The sequence below is a fragment of the Mobilibacterium timonense genome (assembly GCF_900155555.1).
In the GTDB taxonomy this organism is placed as follows: domain Bacteria; phylum Bacillota; class Clostridia; order Peptostreptococcales; family Anaerovoracaceae; genus Allobaileyella; species Allobaileyella timonense.
Genome location: NZ_FUHN01000008.1, coordinates 293,647 through 307,426 on the forward strand (window position 1 = coordinate 293,647; position 13,780 = coordinate 307,426).

At 50.7% G+C, this 13,780-nt stretch carries 28 protein-coding genes; all 28 read right to left on the reverse strand.

All coding sequences use genetic code 11. The features are described from left to right. Nucleotides 1-19 precede the first annotated feature (19 nt). The gene (gene rpsD, locus BQ7382_RS07370; protein ID WP_077391471.1) at nt 20-607 is read right to left on the reverse strand and encodes a 30S ribosomal protein S4; all 588 of its coding nucleotides are present in this window, start codon (nt 605-607) and stop codon (nt 20-22) included. 22 nt (nt 608-629) lie between these two features. Then, on the reverse strand, nt 630-1,025 hold the full coding sequence (gene rpsK / locus BQ7382_RS07375; RefSeq protein ID WP_077391472.1) for a 30S ribosomal protein S11: 396 nt from the start codon (nt 1,023-1,025) through the stop codon (nt 630-632). Nucleotides 1,026-1,045: 20 nt separating this feature from the next. Then, nucleotides 1,046-1,411, reverse strand: a complete 366-nt coding sequence (gene rpsM, locus BQ7382_RS07380; protein ID WP_077391473.1) for a 30S ribosomal protein S13 — start codon at nt 1,409-1,411, stop codon at nt 1,046-1,048. 246 nt (nt 1,412-1,657) lie between these two features. Continuing rightward, the gene (gene rpmJ / locus BQ7382_RS07385; RefSeq protein WP_077391474.1) at nt 1,658-1,771 is read right to left on the reverse strand and encodes a 50S ribosomal protein L36; all 114 of its coding nucleotides are present in this window, start codon (nt 1,769-1,771) and stop codon (nt 1,658-1,660) included. Nucleotides 1,772-1,853: 82 nt separating this feature from the next. Next, complete coding sequence (gene infA / locus BQ7382_RS07390; protein WP_077391475.1) at nt 1,854-2,072, reverse strand: translation initiation factor IF-1; 219 nt, start codon at nt 2,070-2,072, stop codon at nt 1,854-1,856. A gap of 15 nt (nt 2,073-2,087) precedes the next feature. Beyond that, nucleotides 2,088-2,834 (reverse strand): type I methionyl aminopeptidase, encoded by a 747-nt coding sequence (gene map / locus BQ7382_RS07395; RefSeq protein ID WP_077391476.1) that lies wholly within the window; start codon nt 2,832-2,834, stop codon nt 2,088-2,090. A gap of 11 nt (nt 2,835-2,845) precedes the next feature. Continuing rightward, entirely contained in the window at nt 2,846-3,490 is a 645-nt protein-coding gene (locus tag BQ7382_RS07400; protein ID WP_077391477.1) for an adenylate kinase, read from the reverse strand. Nucleotides 3,491-3,543: 53 nt separating this feature from the next. Then, on the reverse strand, nt 3,544-4,818 hold the full coding sequence (gene secY, locus BQ7382_RS07405; protein WP_077391855.1) for a preprotein translocase subunit SecY: 1,275 nt from the start codon (nt 4,816-4,818) through the stop codon (nt 3,544-3,546). Between the two features lie 7 nt (nt 4,819-4,825). After that, nucleotides 4,826-5,266 carry a 50S ribosomal protein L15 gene (rplO, locus tag BQ7382_RS07410; protein WP_077391478.1) on the reverse strand — a complete coding sequence of 147 codons (441 nt, stop codon included), beginning with the start codon at nt 5,264-5,266 and terminating at the stop codon, nt 4,826-4,828. Between the two features lie 15 nt (nt 5,267-5,281). Further along, nucleotides 5,282-5,464, reverse strand: coding sequence for a 50S ribosomal protein L30 (rpmD, locus tag BQ7382_RS07415; protein ID WP_077391479.1), 183 nt, complete (start codon nt 5,462-5,464; stop codon nt 5,282-5,284). 12 nt (nt 5,465-5,476) lie between these two features. Then, on the reverse strand, nt 5,477-5,980 hold the full coding sequence (gene rpsE, locus BQ7382_RS07420; protein WP_077391480.1) for a 30S ribosomal protein S5: 504 nt from the start codon (nt 5,978-5,980) through the stop codon (nt 5,477-5,479). Between the two features lie 12 nt (nt 5,981-5,992). Next, on the reverse strand, nt 5,993-6,358 hold the full coding sequence (gene rplR / locus BQ7382_RS07425) for a 50S ribosomal protein L18 (RefSeq protein WP_077391481.1): 366 nt from the start codon (nt 6,356-6,358) through the stop codon (nt 5,993-5,995). Nucleotides 6,359-6,376: 18 nt separating this feature from the next. Next, complete coding sequence (gene rplF, locus BQ7382_RS07430; RefSeq protein ID WP_077391482.1) at nt 6,377-6,922, reverse strand: 50S ribosomal protein L6; 546 nt, start codon at nt 6,920-6,922, stop codon at nt 6,377-6,379. A gap of 10 nt (nt 6,923-6,932) precedes the next feature. Then, nucleotides 6,933-7,331: a 30S ribosomal protein S8 gene (gene rpsH, locus BQ7382_RS07435; protein WP_077391483.1), complete on the reverse strand. Its 399-nt coding sequence runs from the start codon at nt 7,329-7,331 to the stop codon at nt 6,933-6,935. A gap of 70 nt (nt 7,332-7,401) precedes the next feature. Beyond that, nucleotides 7,402-7,587 (reverse strand): type Z 30S ribosomal protein S14, encoded by a 186-nt coding sequence (locus BQ7382_RS07440; protein WP_077391484.1) that lies wholly within the window; start codon nt 7,585-7,587, stop codon nt 7,402-7,404. A gap of 8 nt (nt 7,588-7,595) precedes the next feature. Continuing rightward, nucleotides 7,596-8,138, reverse strand: a complete 543-nt coding sequence (gene rplE / locus BQ7382_RS07445) for a 50S ribosomal protein L5 (protein ID WP_077391485.1) — start codon at nt 8,136-8,138, stop codon at nt 7,596-7,598. Between the two features lie 17 nt (nt 8,139-8,155). Then, complete coding sequence (gene rplX, locus BQ7382_RS07450) at nt 8,156-8,461, reverse strand: 50S ribosomal protein L24 (protein WP_077391486.1); 306 nt, start codon at nt 8,459-8,461, stop codon at nt 8,156-8,158. An 11-nt stretch (nt 8,462-8,472) separates the two neighbouring features. Then, nucleotides 8,473-8,847 carry a 50S ribosomal protein L14 gene (gene rplN / locus BQ7382_RS07455; protein WP_077391487.1) on the reverse strand — a complete coding sequence of 125 codons (375 nt, stop codon included), beginning with the start codon at nt 8,845-8,847 and terminating at the stop codon, nt 8,473-8,475. A 12-nt stretch (nt 8,848-8,859) separates the two neighbouring features. After that, nucleotides 8,860-9,114 carry a 30S ribosomal protein S17 gene (gene rpsQ / locus BQ7382_RS07460; RefSeq protein WP_077391488.1) on the reverse strand — a complete coding sequence of 85 codons (255 nt, stop codon included), beginning with the start codon at nt 9,112-9,114 and terminating at the stop codon, nt 8,860-8,862. Between the two features lie 18 nt (nt 9,115-9,132). Then, nucleotides 9,133-9,336, reverse strand: a complete 204-nt coding sequence (rpmC, locus tag BQ7382_RS07465) for a 50S ribosomal protein L29 (RefSeq protein ID WP_077391489.1) — start codon at nt 9,334-9,336, stop codon at nt 9,133-9,135. Next, the gene (gene rplP, locus BQ7382_RS07470; protein WP_077391490.1) at nt 9,336-9,770 is read right to left on the reverse strand and encodes a 50S ribosomal protein L16; all 435 of its coding nucleotides are present in this window, start codon (nt 9,768-9,770) and stop codon (nt 9,336-9,338) included. Before rplP ends, rpmC begins: the two co-directional genes overlap by 1 nt. 21 nt (nt 9,771-9,791) lie before the next feature. Further along, nucleotides 9,792-10,661, reverse strand: a complete 870-nt coding sequence (gene rpsC, locus BQ7382_RS07475; RefSeq protein ID WP_077391491.1) for a 30S ribosomal protein S3 — start codon at nt 10,659-10,661, stop codon at nt 9,792-9,794. Continuing rightward, on the reverse strand, nt 10,645-11,022 hold the full coding sequence (gene rplV / locus BQ7382_RS07480) for a 50S ribosomal protein L22 (protein WP_077391492.1): 378 nt from the start codon (nt 11,020-11,022) through the stop codon (nt 10,645-10,647). The genes rpsC and rplV overlap by 17 nt, the downstream gene beginning before the upstream one ends. Nucleotides 11,023-11,047: 25 nt before the next feature. Then, nucleotides 11,048-11,326 (reverse strand): 30S ribosomal protein S19, encoded by a 279-nt coding sequence (gene rpsS, locus BQ7382_RS07485; protein WP_077391493.1) that lies wholly within the window; start codon nt 11,324-11,326, stop codon nt 11,048-11,050. Nucleotides 11,327-11,340: 14 nt separating this feature from the next. Beyond that, nucleotides 11,341-12,174: a 50S ribosomal protein L2 gene (gene rplB / locus BQ7382_RS07490; RefSeq protein ID WP_077391494.1), complete on the reverse strand. Its 834-nt coding sequence runs from the start codon at nt 12,172-12,174 to the stop codon at nt 11,341-11,343. A gap of 20 nt (nt 12,175-12,194) precedes the next feature. Beyond that, a complete protein-coding gene (gene rplW / locus BQ7382_RS07495) occupies nt 12,195-12,485 on the reverse strand; it encodes a 50S ribosomal protein L23 (protein WP_077391495.1) in 291 nt (96 codons plus the stop codon). After that, nucleotides 12,485-13,108, reverse strand: coding sequence for a 50S ribosomal protein L4 (rplD, locus tag BQ7382_RS07500; RefSeq protein ID WP_077391496.1), 624 nt, complete (start codon nt 13,106-13,108; stop codon nt 12,485-12,487). Before rplD ends, rplW begins: the two co-directional genes overlap by 1 nt. Nucleotides 13,109-13,131: 23 nt before the next feature. Then, on the reverse strand, nt 13,132-13,767 hold the full coding sequence (rplC, locus tag BQ7382_RS07505) for a 50S ribosomal protein L3 (protein ID WP_077391497.1): 636 nt from the start codon (nt 13,765-13,767) through the stop codon (nt 13,132-13,134). Between the last annotated feature and the right edge of the window lie 13 nt (nt 13,768-13,780).

The following is a 13,780-nucleotide window of genomic DNA, read 5'->3' on the forward strand; positions in this document are numbered from 1 at the left end:
CACCAGCATCAGCATCCTACTATCTGGAGTAGAACTCTACGATGTAGTGCTCCTCGATCGGCAGGTCAATGTCCTCACGAGTAGGGGCGGCAACGATCTTTCCCTCGAGCTTGTCCATGTTGATCTCGATCCACTGTGGAGTGGTGATGACCATGTCCTTCAGCTCCTTGAACTTAGGGGAGGACTGGGACTTCTCCTTAACGGTAATAACGTCACCAGGCTTGAGCTCCATTGAAGGGATGTTTGCCTTCTTGCCGTTCACCAGGAAGTGTCCGTGGTTAACGAGCTGTCTGGCCTCTCTTCTTGTTGCGGCAAAGCCCATTCTGAATACTACGTTGTCGAATCTGCTTTCCAGCATGATGAGCAGGTTCTCACCGGCAGAGCCAGGTCTCTTTGTAGCCTTGTCGAAGGTGTTTCTGAACTGCTTCTCCTGAAGGCCGTACAGGAACTTCACCTTCTGCTTCTCGTTCAGCTGAACGCCGTACTCGGACTTTCTCCTTCTGCTCTGCTGAACCTGTCTCTTAGATTTCTTATTAATACCCATGTACTGTGGTGCAATGCCCAGAGCCTTGGCTCTCTTCAGTACAGGCTCTCTGTTCTTAGCCATGTATCGTAAATCCTCCCTTCAATTAGACTCTTCTCTTCTTAGGCGGACGGCATCCGTTATGAGGGATAGGTGTGATATCCTTGATCATAGTGATGTTCAGTCCTGCTGTCTGAAGTGCTCTGATAGCAGCCTCTCTACCGGAGCCCGGTCCCTTTACATAGACCTCTACGGTCTTCAGACCATGCTCCATGGCGGCCTTTGCAGCTACCTCTGCTGCACTCTGAGCAGCGAATGGGGTGGACTTACGGGATCCCTTAAATCCGTTGGATCCGGCGCTGGACCAGGAAAGTGCATTCCCGTCCATATCTGTAAGAGTAACGAGAGTGTTGTTAAAGGTAGTCTGGATATGAGCCTGGCCTCTCTCAACGTTCTTACGTTCTCTCTTCTTCTTTCTTACTGTTTTCTTAACAGCAGCCATATTCTCTTACCTCCTATCCCTTACTTCTTCTTGCCAGCAAGTCTCTTAGGGCCCTTGCGAGTTCTAGCGTTAGTCTTGGTCTTCTGTCCTCTGACAGGGAGGTTTCTTCTGTGTCTGATTCCTCTATAGCTGCCGATCTCCATCAACCTCTTGATATTCAGGGAAACCTCTCTTCTGAGGTCACCTTCTACCATGTAGTTGTTTTCGATGACTCTTCTGATCTTACCAGCATCTTCCTCGGTAAGATCTCTGACCCTGATATCAGGATCTACTCCCGCTTCAGCGAGAATCTTCTTGGATGTTGCGAGACCAATTCCGTAGATGTAAGTAAGACCGATCTCGATCCTCTTATCTCTTGGCAGGTCAACTCCGGCAATTCTTGCCATTTCTTCCTCCTTTCCCATCTTCCGTCACCATCCCGGGGGCGATATAGACGGGGGTTGCAATAAATAAACTTGCGCAGTGATCCCGGTACCACCGCGTGCAAAAAAACAACACTTCATTTTAACAGGAAACGAAAAAAATTTCCTGTCTTTTTTTGTACTGTTATCAGTACACAGGAAGGCTGCGGTCAGCCCTCAGGCCCCCGCATCCTCTGCATACATCTGACTGTGCCTGTAATACTTTTTCGACTAGCCCTGTCTCTGCTTGTGCTTAGGGTTCTCGCAGATTACCATGACCTTGCCATGTCTCTTGATAACCTTGCACTTCTCGCAAATAGGCTTTACTGAAGATCTAACCTTCATTTGCTTGTCCTCCTTAATGTCAGTCGCGGGCGGCCCGCAAGCAGCTCATTCTGCGACTCCGAAAATAGTCCCCATTCCCGGACTATTTCTCTCTCCAGGTTATTCTGCCTCTTGTCAGATCATAAGGTGAAAGCTCGACCTTTACCTTATCTCCCGGCAGGATCCTGATGTAGTTCATTCTGATCTTGCCGGAGATGTGAGCAAGGACCTCAAATCCATTCTCCAGCTTCACTTTGAACATCGCGTTTGGCTGTGCGTCCACAACTGTGCCCGTTACCTCGATAGTATCTTTCTTAGACATACTACCAGCCTCCTTCTACAGTGTGAGCAGCTCCGGCTCCCCGTCTGTGATCACCACGGTGTTCTCGTAGTGAGCAGAAAGCTTGCCGTCAGCAGTAACCACTGTCCAGTCATTGGACAGCACCCTCGTATCGTATGTTCCCTGAGCAAGCATCGGCTCGATCGCCAGAACCATGCCCTCCTTCAGGTGTGGTCCTGTATGAGGTCTTCCGTAATTAGGCACCTGTGGATCCTCGTGCAGATCTCTCCCGATCCCGTGTCCCAGGTACTCCCTGATAACAGCCATTCCGTTCTTCTCGGAATACTCCTGGATGGCGTGGCCGATGTCGTGAAGCCTGAAGCCTACCATAGCGTACTTTACGCCCTGGAAAAAGCTTTCTTTCGTAACGTCGATCAGCTTCTGAGCGTCGGCGGTTATCTCTCCTACGGCGTACGTCCGCGCGGCATCGCTGGCGTAACCTCTGTAGGTAGCGCCGGTGTCCACACTGACGATGTCTCCTTCATTCAGCACCCTGTTCTTGGAAGGGATACCGTGGACGATCTCATCGTTCACGGAAACGCAGGCCCCTGCAGGGAACCCGCCGTACCCCTTGAAAGTAGGTGTCATCTTGTAGTGAGCGATCTTATCTTCTACATAAGCGTTCACATCGTACGTGGTCATTCCCGGTTTGATGAGGGTCTCCAGGTCTCTCAGGATCTCTCCCGTGACCTTTGCCGCATCCCTCATCAGATCGATCTCCCGCTTCGATTTGATAATGATCATTCAAACGACTCCTATCCTATAGTCTGGACTATATCACCAAATATGGCTTCAGCATCCTTGGTCCCGTCGAAGTCGGCCAGGACGCCGGTGTTCTTATAGTAGTCCACCAGCGGAGCAGTCTGCTCGTCATAAGTCTTGAGCCTGCTGGCAACAGTCTCTGGAGCGTCATCCTTTCTCTGATAGAGCTCGCCGCCGCATCTGTCGCACACGCCTTCCTTTTTCGGAGGGATGGTGACGATGTTGTAGCTCGCTCCACAGCTGCGGCAGATCCTCCTCCCGCTGAGGCGGCTGATGATCTGCTCTGAAGGAACGCTGAGGTTGATCACGATATCCAACTTCATGCCGTTCTCCTTCAGGAACTGATCCAGCTTGTCAGCCTGGAAGATCGTCCTTGGGAAACCGTCCAGCAAAAATCCGTTTGCGCAGTCGTCTTCCAGAAGTCTGGATGTTACGATCTCGCATGTCAGCTCGTCCGGTACCAGCTTTCCGGCGTCGATGTAGCTCTTGGCCTTGACGCCCAGCTCTGTACCCTCGCTGATGTTTTTCCTGAAGATGTCTCCTGTCGAAATGTGAGGCACCTGATACTTATCTACCAGCTTCACGGCCTGAGTGCCTTTTCCTGCACCCGGAGGCCCCAGCAGTACTGCTCTTAACATGACCCAACTCCTATACCTTGAATACTAAAGCACCATTTGATCTGTTGAATAATTTATTTGAGGAATCCCTGATAATTTCTCATAAGCATTTGGTTCTCCAGCTGCTGCACCATGTCCAGCGCTACTCCTATCAGGATCAGCAGAGATGTTCCTCCGAAAGCGATGTCCAGCGGTGTGAGCACGCTTATGATGGTAGGGATGGTGGCTACCGCCGCCAGGAAAATTCCGTCCGCCAGGCACAGTCTGGACATGATCCTCGAAAGGTAGTCCACTGTAGCCTGTCCCGGTCTGATTCCCGGAACGAATCCACCGTTCTGCTTCATCTGCTCTGCGACCTCAACTGGGTTGAAGGTGATCGCAGTATAGAAATAAGTGAAGAACATTGTAAGCGCGATGTTCAGGATCGCATATACCCATACTCCAGGGTTTCCGGATGGCGACAGATACTTGGTCACGAAGTCCGTGAATCCGGTGTTCGGGAAAAAGTATGTTATCGTCAGTGGGAACTGGAGCAGAGAGAGAGAGAAGATGATAGGAATTACTCCGGCCTGGTTCACCTTCATCGGAATGTGGGTGGACTGACCGCCGTACATCTTCCTTCCAACGACTCTCTTTGCATACTGTACCGGGATCTTTCTGACTCCCTGCTGCATCTCGATCACGACCATCGTGACCAGGACAGCTATGATGACCATCACGACTACTGCCACAGCGCTTATAGTCCCCTCAGATACCTGAGTTGCGATGCCTCTGATACTGGACGGGATCCTGGCAACGATACCGGCGAAGATGATAAGGGAAATTCCGTTACCAACGCCAAACTCGTTGATCTTCTCCCCGATCCACATGAGGAACGTGGTACCCGCTGTGAGCACTGCGATGATGACGATCATCGTGAAAACGCCCTGATCGATGATGGCCTTTCTGAAAAGGCCGATGGTCAGACCTGTTGCCTGGATCAGTCCCAGGGCAACGGTCATGTACCTTGTGATCATAGCCATTTTCTTGCGTCCTTCATTTCCTTCCTTTGCGAGCCTCTCAAAATAAGGGAACGCTATGGTGAGGAGCTGAACGATGATAGACGCCGTTACGTATGGCGTAATGCTCAGTGCGAAAATGGTGAAGTTGCTGAACGCTCCACCGGAAAACAGGTCGAACAGGTCCAGAAGGCCCGTGTCTCCTGAGAACATCTGCGCTAAATACTCTCTATTAATGCTGGGTACCGGAATGTTTGATCCGATCCTGTACACCAGGAGCATGAGGAGGGTGAAGATTATCTTCTTCCTCAGCTCATCGATGTGCCATGCCTTCGAGAAAGTCTTTAGCATCTCCATTCTAGAGTACCTCTGCCTTTCCGCCTGCAGCCTCGATTTTCTCTGCAGCACTCTTGCTGAACTTGGCTGCCTTTACGGTCAGCTTCTTCTCCAGCTCTCCGTTGCCCAGCACCTTAACGCCGTCGTTCAGCTTCTTTACCAGACCGCAGTCCAGCAGAGCCTGCTGATCAACAACAGCGCCGTCCTCGAATCTGTTCAGGTCCTGAACGTTCACCTCGGAATATACTGTAGCGAAGTGGTTGGTGAATCCTCTCTTAGGAAGTCTTCTGTAGAGAGGCATCTGGCCTCCCTCGAATCCCAGTCTTACTCCGCCGCCGCTTCTGGACTTCTGTCCATTCATTCCTCTGCCGCCGGTCTTACCCTGACCGGTAGCAGTACCGCGGCCTCTTCTCTTACGGTCTCTGGTAGACCCTTCAGCCTTCTTCAGTTCATGAAGTCTCATGATCTCTGCACCTCCTTACAGCTCTTCAACATCCAGAAGATGAGAAACCTTAGCAATAGCACCCCTTGTTGCAGGAGTGTCGCCCAGCTCTACAGACTGGTGCAGCTTCTTCAGGCCCAGGGCTTCTACGGTCTTCTTCTGCTTAGGAGGTACGCCGATAACACTTTTTACCAGTGTGATCTTTAATGTCTTTGCCATTGTACGATCCTCCTATCCTAAAATTTCCTCTGGTGTCTTGCCGCGACGCTTAGCAACTTCCTCAACAGTTGTGAGGTTCTTCAGTCCCTCCATGGTAGCCTGTGCCATGTTTCCTGTGTTGCTGGATCCCAGCGACTTGGCTCTTACGTCCTTGATACCTGCGGACTCCAGTACTGTACGCACGGAAGATCCTGCGATAACTCCGGTACCCTTTGCAGCAGGCATGATCAGGACTTTTCCTGCTCCGAAAATTCCAACAGTCTCGTGAGGAACTGTTGTCCCTACTGTCGGAACGAAAATCAGCTTCTTCTTGGCATCCTCGGTAGCCTTTCTGACAGCCTCAGGGATCTCCTGAGCCTTTCCGAGACCGATACCAACGTGACCCTCGCCGTCTCCAACGACAACCGTAACAGAGAATCTCATGTTACGTCCGCCCTTTACGGTCTTGGCTACACGTCTGATATTTACGATGGTCTCAGTGAGTTCAAGCTTGGATGCATCTACTCTACTACGCATTCCATTTCCTCCCTAGAATTCTAATCCTGCTTCACGAGCGCCGTCAGCCAGCTCCTTGACTCTGCCGTGATAGAGATATCCACCTCTGTCAAAAGCGACCTCCTTGATCCCCTTTGCGAGAGCTCTCTCACCTACTGCCTTGCCAACTTTTGCTGCAGCCTCTTTGTTTCCGCCGTTAGCGATCTCTGCCTTCAGCTCCTTGTCCAGAGAAGATGCGGATGCCAGTGTGACACCGTGAACATCGTCGATGATCTGAGCTGAAATGTTGCTGTTAGATCTGAATACACACAGTCTAGGCTTCTCAGGAGTTCCGAAAACGTCTTTTCTTACTCTGGCATGCCTCTTCAGGCGTCTGTCATTTCTGCTTAATGTTGCCATGTTTCAAATCCTCCTTTCCTAAGCGGATGCGCCGCTCTTGCCTTCCTTCTTGTGGATAACTTCACCATCGTACATAACGCCCTTGCCCTTGTATGGCTCAGGTTTTCTCCAGGCTCTGATGATGGCTGCGTAGTTGCCTACCTGTGCCTTGTCAGCTCCCTTTACTACGATAGTGTTGGCGTCAGGAGTCTCTGTTGTGATCCCCTCAGGATCTTCCATCTCGATCGGATGGGAATAACCCAGCTTCAGGACCAGCTTGCTGCCCTGCTTGCTGGCTGTGTAACCAACTCCGCTGATCAGCAGCTTCTTCTCGAAGCCCTTCTCAACACCCTCGATCATGTTGTTGATCAGGGTCCTTGCCAGACCGTGCTGAGATCTCAGGATCCTTCCATCGTCAGGTCTGGATACTGTCACTACACCATCCTCAACAGTGATCTTCAGATCCTCGTTGATGGACTGGTGAAGCTCTCCCTTAGGTCCCTTTACGGTCACGTTGTTGTTCTCGTCTACTGTTACCTCAACGCCGGCAGGGATCTGGATCGGTTTGATACCTATTCTTGACATTTCTTACCTCCTACCAAACGTAACAAATAACTTCTCCGCCTACTCCCAGCTTCCTGGCTTCCTTGTCGGTGATTACGCCGTTGGAAGTGGAGAGGATGGCGATTCCCAGGCCTCCCAGTACCTTAGGTACATCGTTTGCCTTTGCATATACTCTCAGGCCAGGCTTGGAGATCTTCTTGATACCGTAAATGGTCTTCTCCTTGTTAGGACCGTACTTCAGCTCTACCTTGATGGTTCCCTGAGCGTTGTCCTGAACGACCTGATAGTCACTGATGAATCCCTCGTTCTTGAGGATCTCAGCAATTGACTTCTTCATGTTGGAAGCAGGAATGTCGACAGTCTTGTGTCCCGCTGTGTTAGCATTCCTGATTCTGGTCAGCATATCCGCGATTGGATCTGTCATTGCCATAGCAGTAATTTCTCCTTTCTTCGCGCGGTTCCCCCGCCGCCTTGCGTCGAGGGCCTTCGCAAACTATATCTTACCAGCTCGCCTTCTTTACGCCAGGGATCTCACCCTTGTAAGCAAGCTCTCTGAAGCAGATACGGCAGATGCCGTACTTCTTCAGAACGGAATGAGGTCTTCCGCATATTCTGCACCTTGTATAAGCTCTTGTCTTATACTTAGGCTTTCTCTGCTGTTTGATCTTAAGTGAAGTCTTAGCCATGTTTCCTCCTATTTCTCAAACGGCATTCCCAGCATCTCGAGAAGGGCCTTTGCTTCCTCGTCGGTCTTAGCCGTTGTCGTGAATACGATGTTCATTCCCTTGATGGTCTCTACATCATCATATACGATCTCAGGGAAGATGAGCTGCTCTCTGATGCCCATGGAGTAGTTTCCTCTTCCGTCGAAGGAATTCTTGCTTACGCCCTTGAAGTCTCTTACTCTCGGGAGAGAAAGGTTGAAAAGCTTGTCCGCAAATGCGTACATCTTGTCTCCTCTAAGAGTAACCTTTGCTCCTACAGGCATTCCCTGTCTCACCTTGAAGTTGGCGATGGACTTTCTGGCCTTTGTTACAACAGGTCTCTGTCCGGAGATCAGGGCGATCTCCTTAACGGCGCTGTCCAGGATCTTGGAGTTGTCCTTGGCCTCGCCCAGTCCCATGTTGATGGTGATCTTCTCGAGCTTAGGGATCTCCATTACATTCTTGTACTGGAACTTCTCGTTCAGGGCTGTGCGGACTTCATTGTTATACTTGTCTCTCAGTCTGATTTCCAATTGTCACTCCTCCTTTCCTAGTCTATTACAGCACCCGTCTTCTTGGATACTCTTACCTTCTTGCCGTCCACGATCTTGTAGCCGATCCTTGTGCCGCTCTTTGCTTCCTTGTCGTAGTACATAACGTTGGAAGCGTCGATAGGCCCCTCGATGTGCTTGATCTCTGCCGGTGAAGTCTGAGTTGCCTTAGCATGCTTTGTCTGCATGTTAACGCCCTCAACAACTACCTTGTTCTTCTTAGGGATAGCTCTCAGCACGGTACCGGTCTTGCCCTTGTCCTTGCCGGAGATAACCACTACTGTATCGTCTTTCTTGATTTTCATCGTCACACCCCCTACAGTACTTCCGGTGCAAGAGATACGATCTTCATGAAGCCTGCATCTCTCAGCTCTCTGGCAACTGGTCCGAAAATACGAGTTCCGACCGGGTTCTTGTCGGTTCTGTCCTTGATGATAACTGCAGCGTTCTGGTCGAACTTTACGTAGCTTCCGTCATCTCTTCTGGCGCCACTCTTGCTTCTGACAACTACTGCTTTTACAACGTCGCCCTTCTTTACAACTCCACCTGGTGTAGCATCCTTTACGGAGCAAACGATGATATCACCGATGTTAGCGTACTTGCGTCCTGTACCGCCGAGGATACGGATGCACAGAAGTTCCTTAGCTCCGGAGTTGTCGGCAACCTTTAATCTTGTTTCTGTCTGGATCACGATTGCGCCTCCTTATTTAGCCTTTTCAACGATCTCGACAACTCTCCATCTCTTGTCCTTGGAAAGTGGTCTTGTCTCCATGATTCTAACCTTATCACCGATGCCGCACTGGTTCAGCTCGTCGTGGGCCTTGAACTTTCTGGTCCTCTTGATTCCCTTACCGTAAAGAGAATGTCTTACGAATTCCTGAGTAGCGACAACGACAGTCTTGTCCATCTTGTTGCTGGATACGATTCCTACTCTTGTCTTTCTTCTGTTTCTTTCCATCGTACATCCTCCTTTCCGTTAAGCTTTTGGCTGCTCGAGCTCTTTCTCTCTGATGATGGTCTTGACTCTTGCGATGTCTCTCTTGACCTCTCTCATCTTTACAGGATTCTCGAGCTGTCCGGTAACGTGCTGAAATCTCAGGTTGAAGAGCTCCTGCTTCATTCTCTGCAGCTCGGCGTCTCTCTCCTGGTCAGTCATCTTTCTAATCTTGTTCAAATCCATTACTCGTCACCACCCTTTGTCGCTTCCTGTCCTTTGACAACGAACTTGCACTTGATAGGCAGCTTGTGAGAAGCAAGTCTCAGGGCCTCCTTGGCCTGTGCCTCTGTTACTCCGTCGATCTCGAACATAACTCTGCCCGGCTTAACAACTGCAACCCAGTACTCTGGTGCACCCTTTCCGGAACCCATTCGAACCTCTGCAGGCTTCTTCGTAATAGGCTTATGTGGGAAGATCTTGATGTAAACCTTTCCGCCTCTCTTGATGGATCTGGTCATGGCGATTCTGGCAGCCTCGATCTGCTTGGAGTCGATCCATGCACACTCCTCAGCAACAAGACCGTATTTGCCGTATGTAACGGTGTTGCCCTTTGTAGCAACGCCCTTCATTCTGCCTCTGTGAACTCTTCTACGTTTAACGCGCTTAGGCATCAACATGGCAAGTCACACTCCTTTCTACTATTCTTCAGTTACCTCTGCAGGAGCATTCTCAGCTTCTGTCTGTACTGGAGCCTCGACCTTAGGCTGCTTTCTGACTCTCGTGGTTGCAGGCTTGATCTCAGGCCTTGCGTCACGACGGTCGTTTCTTCTGCGGTCACGACCCTCGAAGTTTCTCTTGTTCCTTCTGTCGTTTCTCCTGTTCTTCTTGTCCCTTCTGTCATTTCTGGATGTCTCAGGGATGGCCTCCTTCAGGCCCTTGTCCAGGATCTCGCCGTGGTTGATCCAAACTTTTACGCCGATCTTGCCGTATGTGGTGTCAGCCTCAGCGAAGCCGTAGTCGATGTCTGCTCTCAGTGTGTGGAGCGGAACGTTGCCCTCACTGTACTTTTCCTTACGGGCGATCTCAGCTCCGCCAAGTCTTCCGGAGCACTCGATCTTGATACCCTTTGCGCCGGCCTTCATGGCTCTGCCGATAGGCTGCTTCATGGCTCTTCTGAAAGAAGTTCTTCTCTCAAGAGACTGAGCTACGCTCTCGGCTGTCAGCTGTGCATCCAGGTCGTAGCGTCTTACTTCCTCGATGTTGATGTCGGCCTTTCTGTCGGTGATCTTGCTCAGGCCCTTCTTCAGCTGCTCGATGCCGCTTCCGTCGCTTCCAATGATCATTCCAGGTCTTGCGGCCAGGATGTTGATCTTTACTCTGTCAGCTGTGTTTCTCTCGATCACGATGCTGGAGATGCCAGCGCCGTACAGCTCTCTCTTAACGTATTTTCTGATCTGGTTATCCTCGGCGATGTAATCAGCGAAATCAGCCTTGTCAGCATACCACTTGGAATTCCAGTCTTTATTAACGCCGACTCTTAAACCGTGTGGATTAACTTTCTGCCCCATTAGACTGACCTCCTTCTGTTTCTGTAGTCTCCTTCTCTCTCAGAGTTACGCCGATGTGGCTACTCCTCTTGAGGATCATTGATGCTCTTCCCTGAGCGCCTGCTCTGTAGCGCTTCATGGTCGGACCCTGGTTTGCGTAGATCTCTGCTACGTACAGGTTGTCAGGATCCATATCGTGATTGTTCTCAGCGTTTGCTGCTGCGGACATAACTACTTTCTCGACCAGCTCAGAACCCTTGCCAGGTGTGAACTTCAGAATAGTCAGAGCTTCCTTCAAGTCCTTTCCTCTTACCAGGTCAGTAACAGGCTTGAGCTTGCTTGGAGACATTCTGACATACTTAGCAACTGCTTTTGCTTCCATCTTATCTTCTCCTTTCTGTTACTGTTTATTTTCCCTTGGTAGCCTTGTCACCTGCGTGACCCTTGAAGGTTCTCGTAGGAGCAAACTCACCCAGCTTATGTCCTACCATATCCTCGGTGATGTATACCGGAACATGCTTGCGGCCATCGTGAACTGCGATGGTGTGTCCAACCATCTGAGGGAAAATTGTGGATGGTCTGGACCATGTCTTGATGACTTTCTTCTCGTTAGCGTCGTTCATCTCCTCGATCCTCTTCAAGAGCTTTTTGTCGACGAACGGGCCTTTCTTAAGCGATCTTCCCATTATATGCTCCTTCCTTACTTAGCCTTTCTGCTTCTGACGATGTACTTGCTGGAAGCCTTATGCTTGCTGCGAGTCTTGTAGCCAAGAGCAGGCTTGCCCCAAGGGGTAACTGGACTCTTACGTCCAACTGGTGCTCTTCCTTCACCACCGCCGTGTGGGTGGTCGTTAGGGTTCATGACGGAACCTCTGACGGTAGGTCTCCAGCCCATGTGTCTCTTTCTTCCTGCCTTACCGATCTGGATGTTGGCGTGTTCGATGTTGCCGACCTCACCGATGGTAGCTCTGCAGTTGATCCTTACCATTCTTACCTCGCCGGAAGGAAGCCTTACCTGTGCGTAATCTCCCTCCTTGGCCATGAGCTGAGCGCCGTTTCCGGCGGATCTTACCATCTGAGCACCCTTGCCAGGCTTGAGCTCGATGTTGTGGATGATCGTACCAACCGGAATGTTTGCGATAGGAAGCGCATTTCCCGGCTTGATGTCTGAATCAGGTCCGGATACGATCACGTCTCCTACCTTCAGCTCGTTAGGAGCGATGATGTATCTCTTCTCGCCGTCTGCGTAGCACACCAGGGCGATGTTTGCGGATCTGTTAGGATCGTACTCGATGGTCTTCACTGTTGCAGGGATGTTGTCCTTGTTCCTCTTGAAGTCGATGATCCTGTACTTAGGTCTCGTGCCGCCGCCTCTGTGCCTGACGGTGATCTTTCCTCTTACGTTTCTTCCTGCGTTCTTCTTGAGAGTAACTGTAAGAGACTTCTCAGGCTTGCTAGCTGTGATCTCCTCGAATGTGGAGACGGTCATTCCACGCAGGCCCGGAGTGGTTGGATTGTATTTCTTGATTCCCATTTCTTACATTCCCTCCTATATTACAGACCCTGGAAGATCTCGATCTCCTTGCTGTCAGGAGTGAGTGTGACGATGGCCTTCTTGTAATCAGAAGTCTTTCCAACGGATCTTCCCAGTCTCTTAGTCTTGCCGTTAACGTTCATGATGTTTACCTTTGCAACATCTACGTCGAAGATCTCTTCGACAGCATTCTTGACCTCAGTCTTGTTAGCTCTTGGGTCGACCTTGAATGCGTATTTCCTCTCAGCAGCCAGGTCCATGCTGGACTCGGTGATGATCGGTCTGATCACTACGTCGTAAGCTGTCTTCATTATGCGTATACCTCCTGGATCTTCTCGGCTGCTGCCTTAGTCAGTACAAGGCTGTAATGATTGAGGATCTCATATACGTTCATTGTACTTACGAGAGCAGTCCTTACGCCCTGGATGTTGGATGCGGACTTTACTACGTTCTCGTCCTTCTGATCCATCACGATGAGCGCCTTCTTGTCAGCGTTGATGTTCTTCAGGACGTTGACCATCTCCTTAGTCTTAGGCTCCTCGAACTTCAGCTCGTCCACAACGATGAGCTCGTTGCCGGATACCTTAGCGGAGAGAACGGACTTCAGCGCCAGCCTTCTCAGCTTCTTAGGAACGCTGTATCTGTAGTCCCTTGGCTTCGGAGCGAACACGATACCTCCGCCGATCTGTGAAGGATCTGTTGTGCTTCCCTGTCTGTGGCGTCCTGTTCCCTTCTGTCTGAAAGGCTTGCGGCCGCCTCCTCTTACCTCGCTTCTGGTCTTGGCAGATTGGGTCCCCTGTCTCTGGTTTGCCAAGTAATTCTTAACTGTAGCCTGAACGGCGTACTCGTTAGGCTCGATACCGAAGACTTCGTCGTTCAGAGTGATCTCGCCCACGTTCTCGCCGGCCATGTTCAGTACTTTTACTGTTGCCATTTCACTTCCTCCTTTCTGCCTGACTACTTATCCTGGCCCTTAACGGCATATCTGATCTTCAGCAGACCACCCTTCTTTCCAGGAACTGCGCCCTTTACGAGCATGAGGTTCCTGTCAGCGATGACCTTGACCAGAACCAGGTTCTGAACAGTGACTGTGTCTCTGCCCATTCTTCCCGGACCGTCGTTGCCCTTGAATACTCTTGATGGATATGTACCGGCAGCCAGACCACCTGCAAGCCTCTTGTGCTTGGAACCGTGACCCATAGGTCCTCTTCTGTGGCCGTGTCTCTTGATGTTGCCCTGAGTTCCCTTACCTTTGGTGATACCTGTCACATCGATCTTGGATCCCTCCTCGAAGTCAGCAACGGTGATCTCCTGGCCGATCTCGTACGTCTCGCCATCCTCGACTCTGAACTCTGCCAGATGCTTCTTGGTGGATACTCCGGACTTCTCGAAGTGGCCTGTGAGAGGCTTGTTGACTCTCTGAGGCTTCTGCTCCTCATATCCGACCTGTACTGCGTCGTAACCGTCTGTCTCAGCTGTCTTGATCTGAGTTACGTACTCAGGACCTGCCTCGATGACCGTAACCGGAACAACAGCACCTTCCTCGGTGAAGATCTGGGTCATGCCGATCTTCTTTCCCAACAGTGTCTTCATTTTAACCTCCTAC

Excerpts from the sequence above, each read along its gene's own strand:
- rpsD (WP_077391471.1), bottom strand. The coding sequence starts at position 607 with ATGGCTAAGAACAGAGAGCCTGTACTGAAGAGAGCCAAGGCTCTGGGC.
- rpsK (WP_077391472.1), bottom strand. The coding sequence starts at position 1,025 with ATGGCTGCTGTTAAGAAAACAGTAAGAAAGAAGAAGAGAGAACGTAAG.
- rplF (WP_077391482.1), bottom strand. The coding sequence starts at position 6,922 with ATGTCAAGAATAGGTATCAAACCGATCCAGATCCCTGCCGGCGTTGAG.
- secY (WP_077391855.1), bottom strand. The coding sequence starts at position 4,818 with ATGCTAAAGACTTTCTCGAAGGCATGGCACATCGATGAGCTGAGGAAG.
- rplV (WP_077391492.1), bottom strand. The coding sequence starts at position 11,022 with ATGGAAGCAAAAGCAGTTGCTAAGTATGTCAGAATGTCTCCAAGCAAG.
- rplW (WP_077391495.1), bottom strand. The coding sequence starts at position 12,485 with ATGAAGACAGCTTACGACGTAGTGATCAGACCGATCATCACCGAGTCC.
- rpsH (WP_077391483.1), bottom strand. The coding sequence starts at position 7,331 with ATGGCAATGACAGATCCAATCGCGGATATGCTGACCAGAATCAGGAAT.
- rpmC (WP_077391489.1), bottom strand. The coding sequence starts at position 9,336 with ATGGATTTGAACAAGATTAGAAAGATGACTGACCAGGAGAGAGACGCC.
- rplC (WP_077391497.1), bottom strand. The coding sequence starts at position 13,767 with ATGAAGACACTGTTGGGAAAGAAGATCGGCATGACCCAGATCTTCACC.
- rpsC (WP_077391491.1), bottom strand. The coding sequence starts at position 10,661 with ATGGGGCAGAAAGTTAATCCACACGGTTTAAGAGTCGGCGTTAATAAA.
- rpmJ (WP_077391474.1), bottom strand. The coding sequence starts at position 1,771 with ATGAAGGTTAGATCTTCAGTAAAGCCTATTTGCGAGAAGTGCAAGGTT.
- BQ7382_RS07440 (WP_077391484.1), bottom strand. The coding sequence starts at position 7,587 with ATGGCTAAGACTTCACTTAAGATCAAACAGCAGAGAAAGCCTAAGTAT.
- rpsM (WP_077391473.1), bottom strand. The coding sequence starts at position 1,411 with ATGGCAAGAATTGCCGGAGTTGACCTGCCAAGAGATAAGAGGATCGAG.
- rplO (WP_077391478.1), bottom strand. The coding sequence starts at position 5,266 with ATGAGACTTCATGAACTGAAGAAGGCTGAAGGGTCTACCAGAGACCGT.
- rplX (WP_077391486.1), bottom strand. The coding sequence starts at position 8,461 with ATGAAAATCAAGAAAGACGATACAGTAGTGGTTATCTCCGGCAAGGAC.
- rplB (WP_077391494.1), bottom strand. The coding sequence starts at position 12,174 with ATGGGAATCAAGAAATACAATCCAACCACTCCGGGCCTGCGTGGAATG.
- rpsS (WP_077391493.1), bottom strand. The coding sequence starts at position 11,326 with ATGGGAAGATCGCTTAAGAAAGGCCCGTTCGTCGACAAAAAGCTCTTG.
- rpmD (WP_077391479.1), bottom strand. The coding sequence starts at position 5,464 with ATGGCAAAGACATTAAAGATCACACTGGTAAAAAGTGTTATCGGCGTA.
- rplR (WP_077391481.1), bottom strand. The coding sequence starts at position 6,358 with ATGGCAACATTAAGCAGAAATGACAGACGCCTGAAGAGGCATGCCAGA.
- rplD (WP_077391496.1), bottom strand. The coding sequence starts at position 13,108 with ATGGCAACAGTAAAAGTACTGAACATGGCCGGCGAGAACGTGGGCGAG.
- rpsE (WP_077391480.1), bottom strand. The coding sequence starts at position 5,980 with ATGCGTAGTAGAGTAGATGCATCCAAGCTTGAACTCACTGAGACCATC.
- rpsQ (WP_077391488.1), bottom strand. The coding sequence starts at position 9,114 with ATGGAAAGAAACAGAAGAAAGACAAGAGTAGGAATCGTATCCAGCAAC.
- infA (WP_077391475.1), bottom strand. The coding sequence starts at position 2,072 with ATGTCTAAGAAAGATACTATCGAGGTAACGGGCACAGTTGTGGACGCA.
- BQ7382_RS07400 (WP_077391477.1), bottom strand. The coding sequence starts at position 3,490 with ATGTTAAGAGCAGTACTGCTGGGGCCTCCGGGTGCAGGAAAAGGCACT.
- rplP (WP_077391490.1), bottom strand. The coding sequence starts at position 9,770 with ATGTTGATGCCTAAGCGCGTTAAACGTAGAAGAGTTCACAGAGGCAGA.
- map (WP_077391476.1), bottom strand. The coding sequence starts at position 2,834 with ATGATCATTATCAAATCGAAGCGGGAGATCGATCTGATGAGGGATGCG.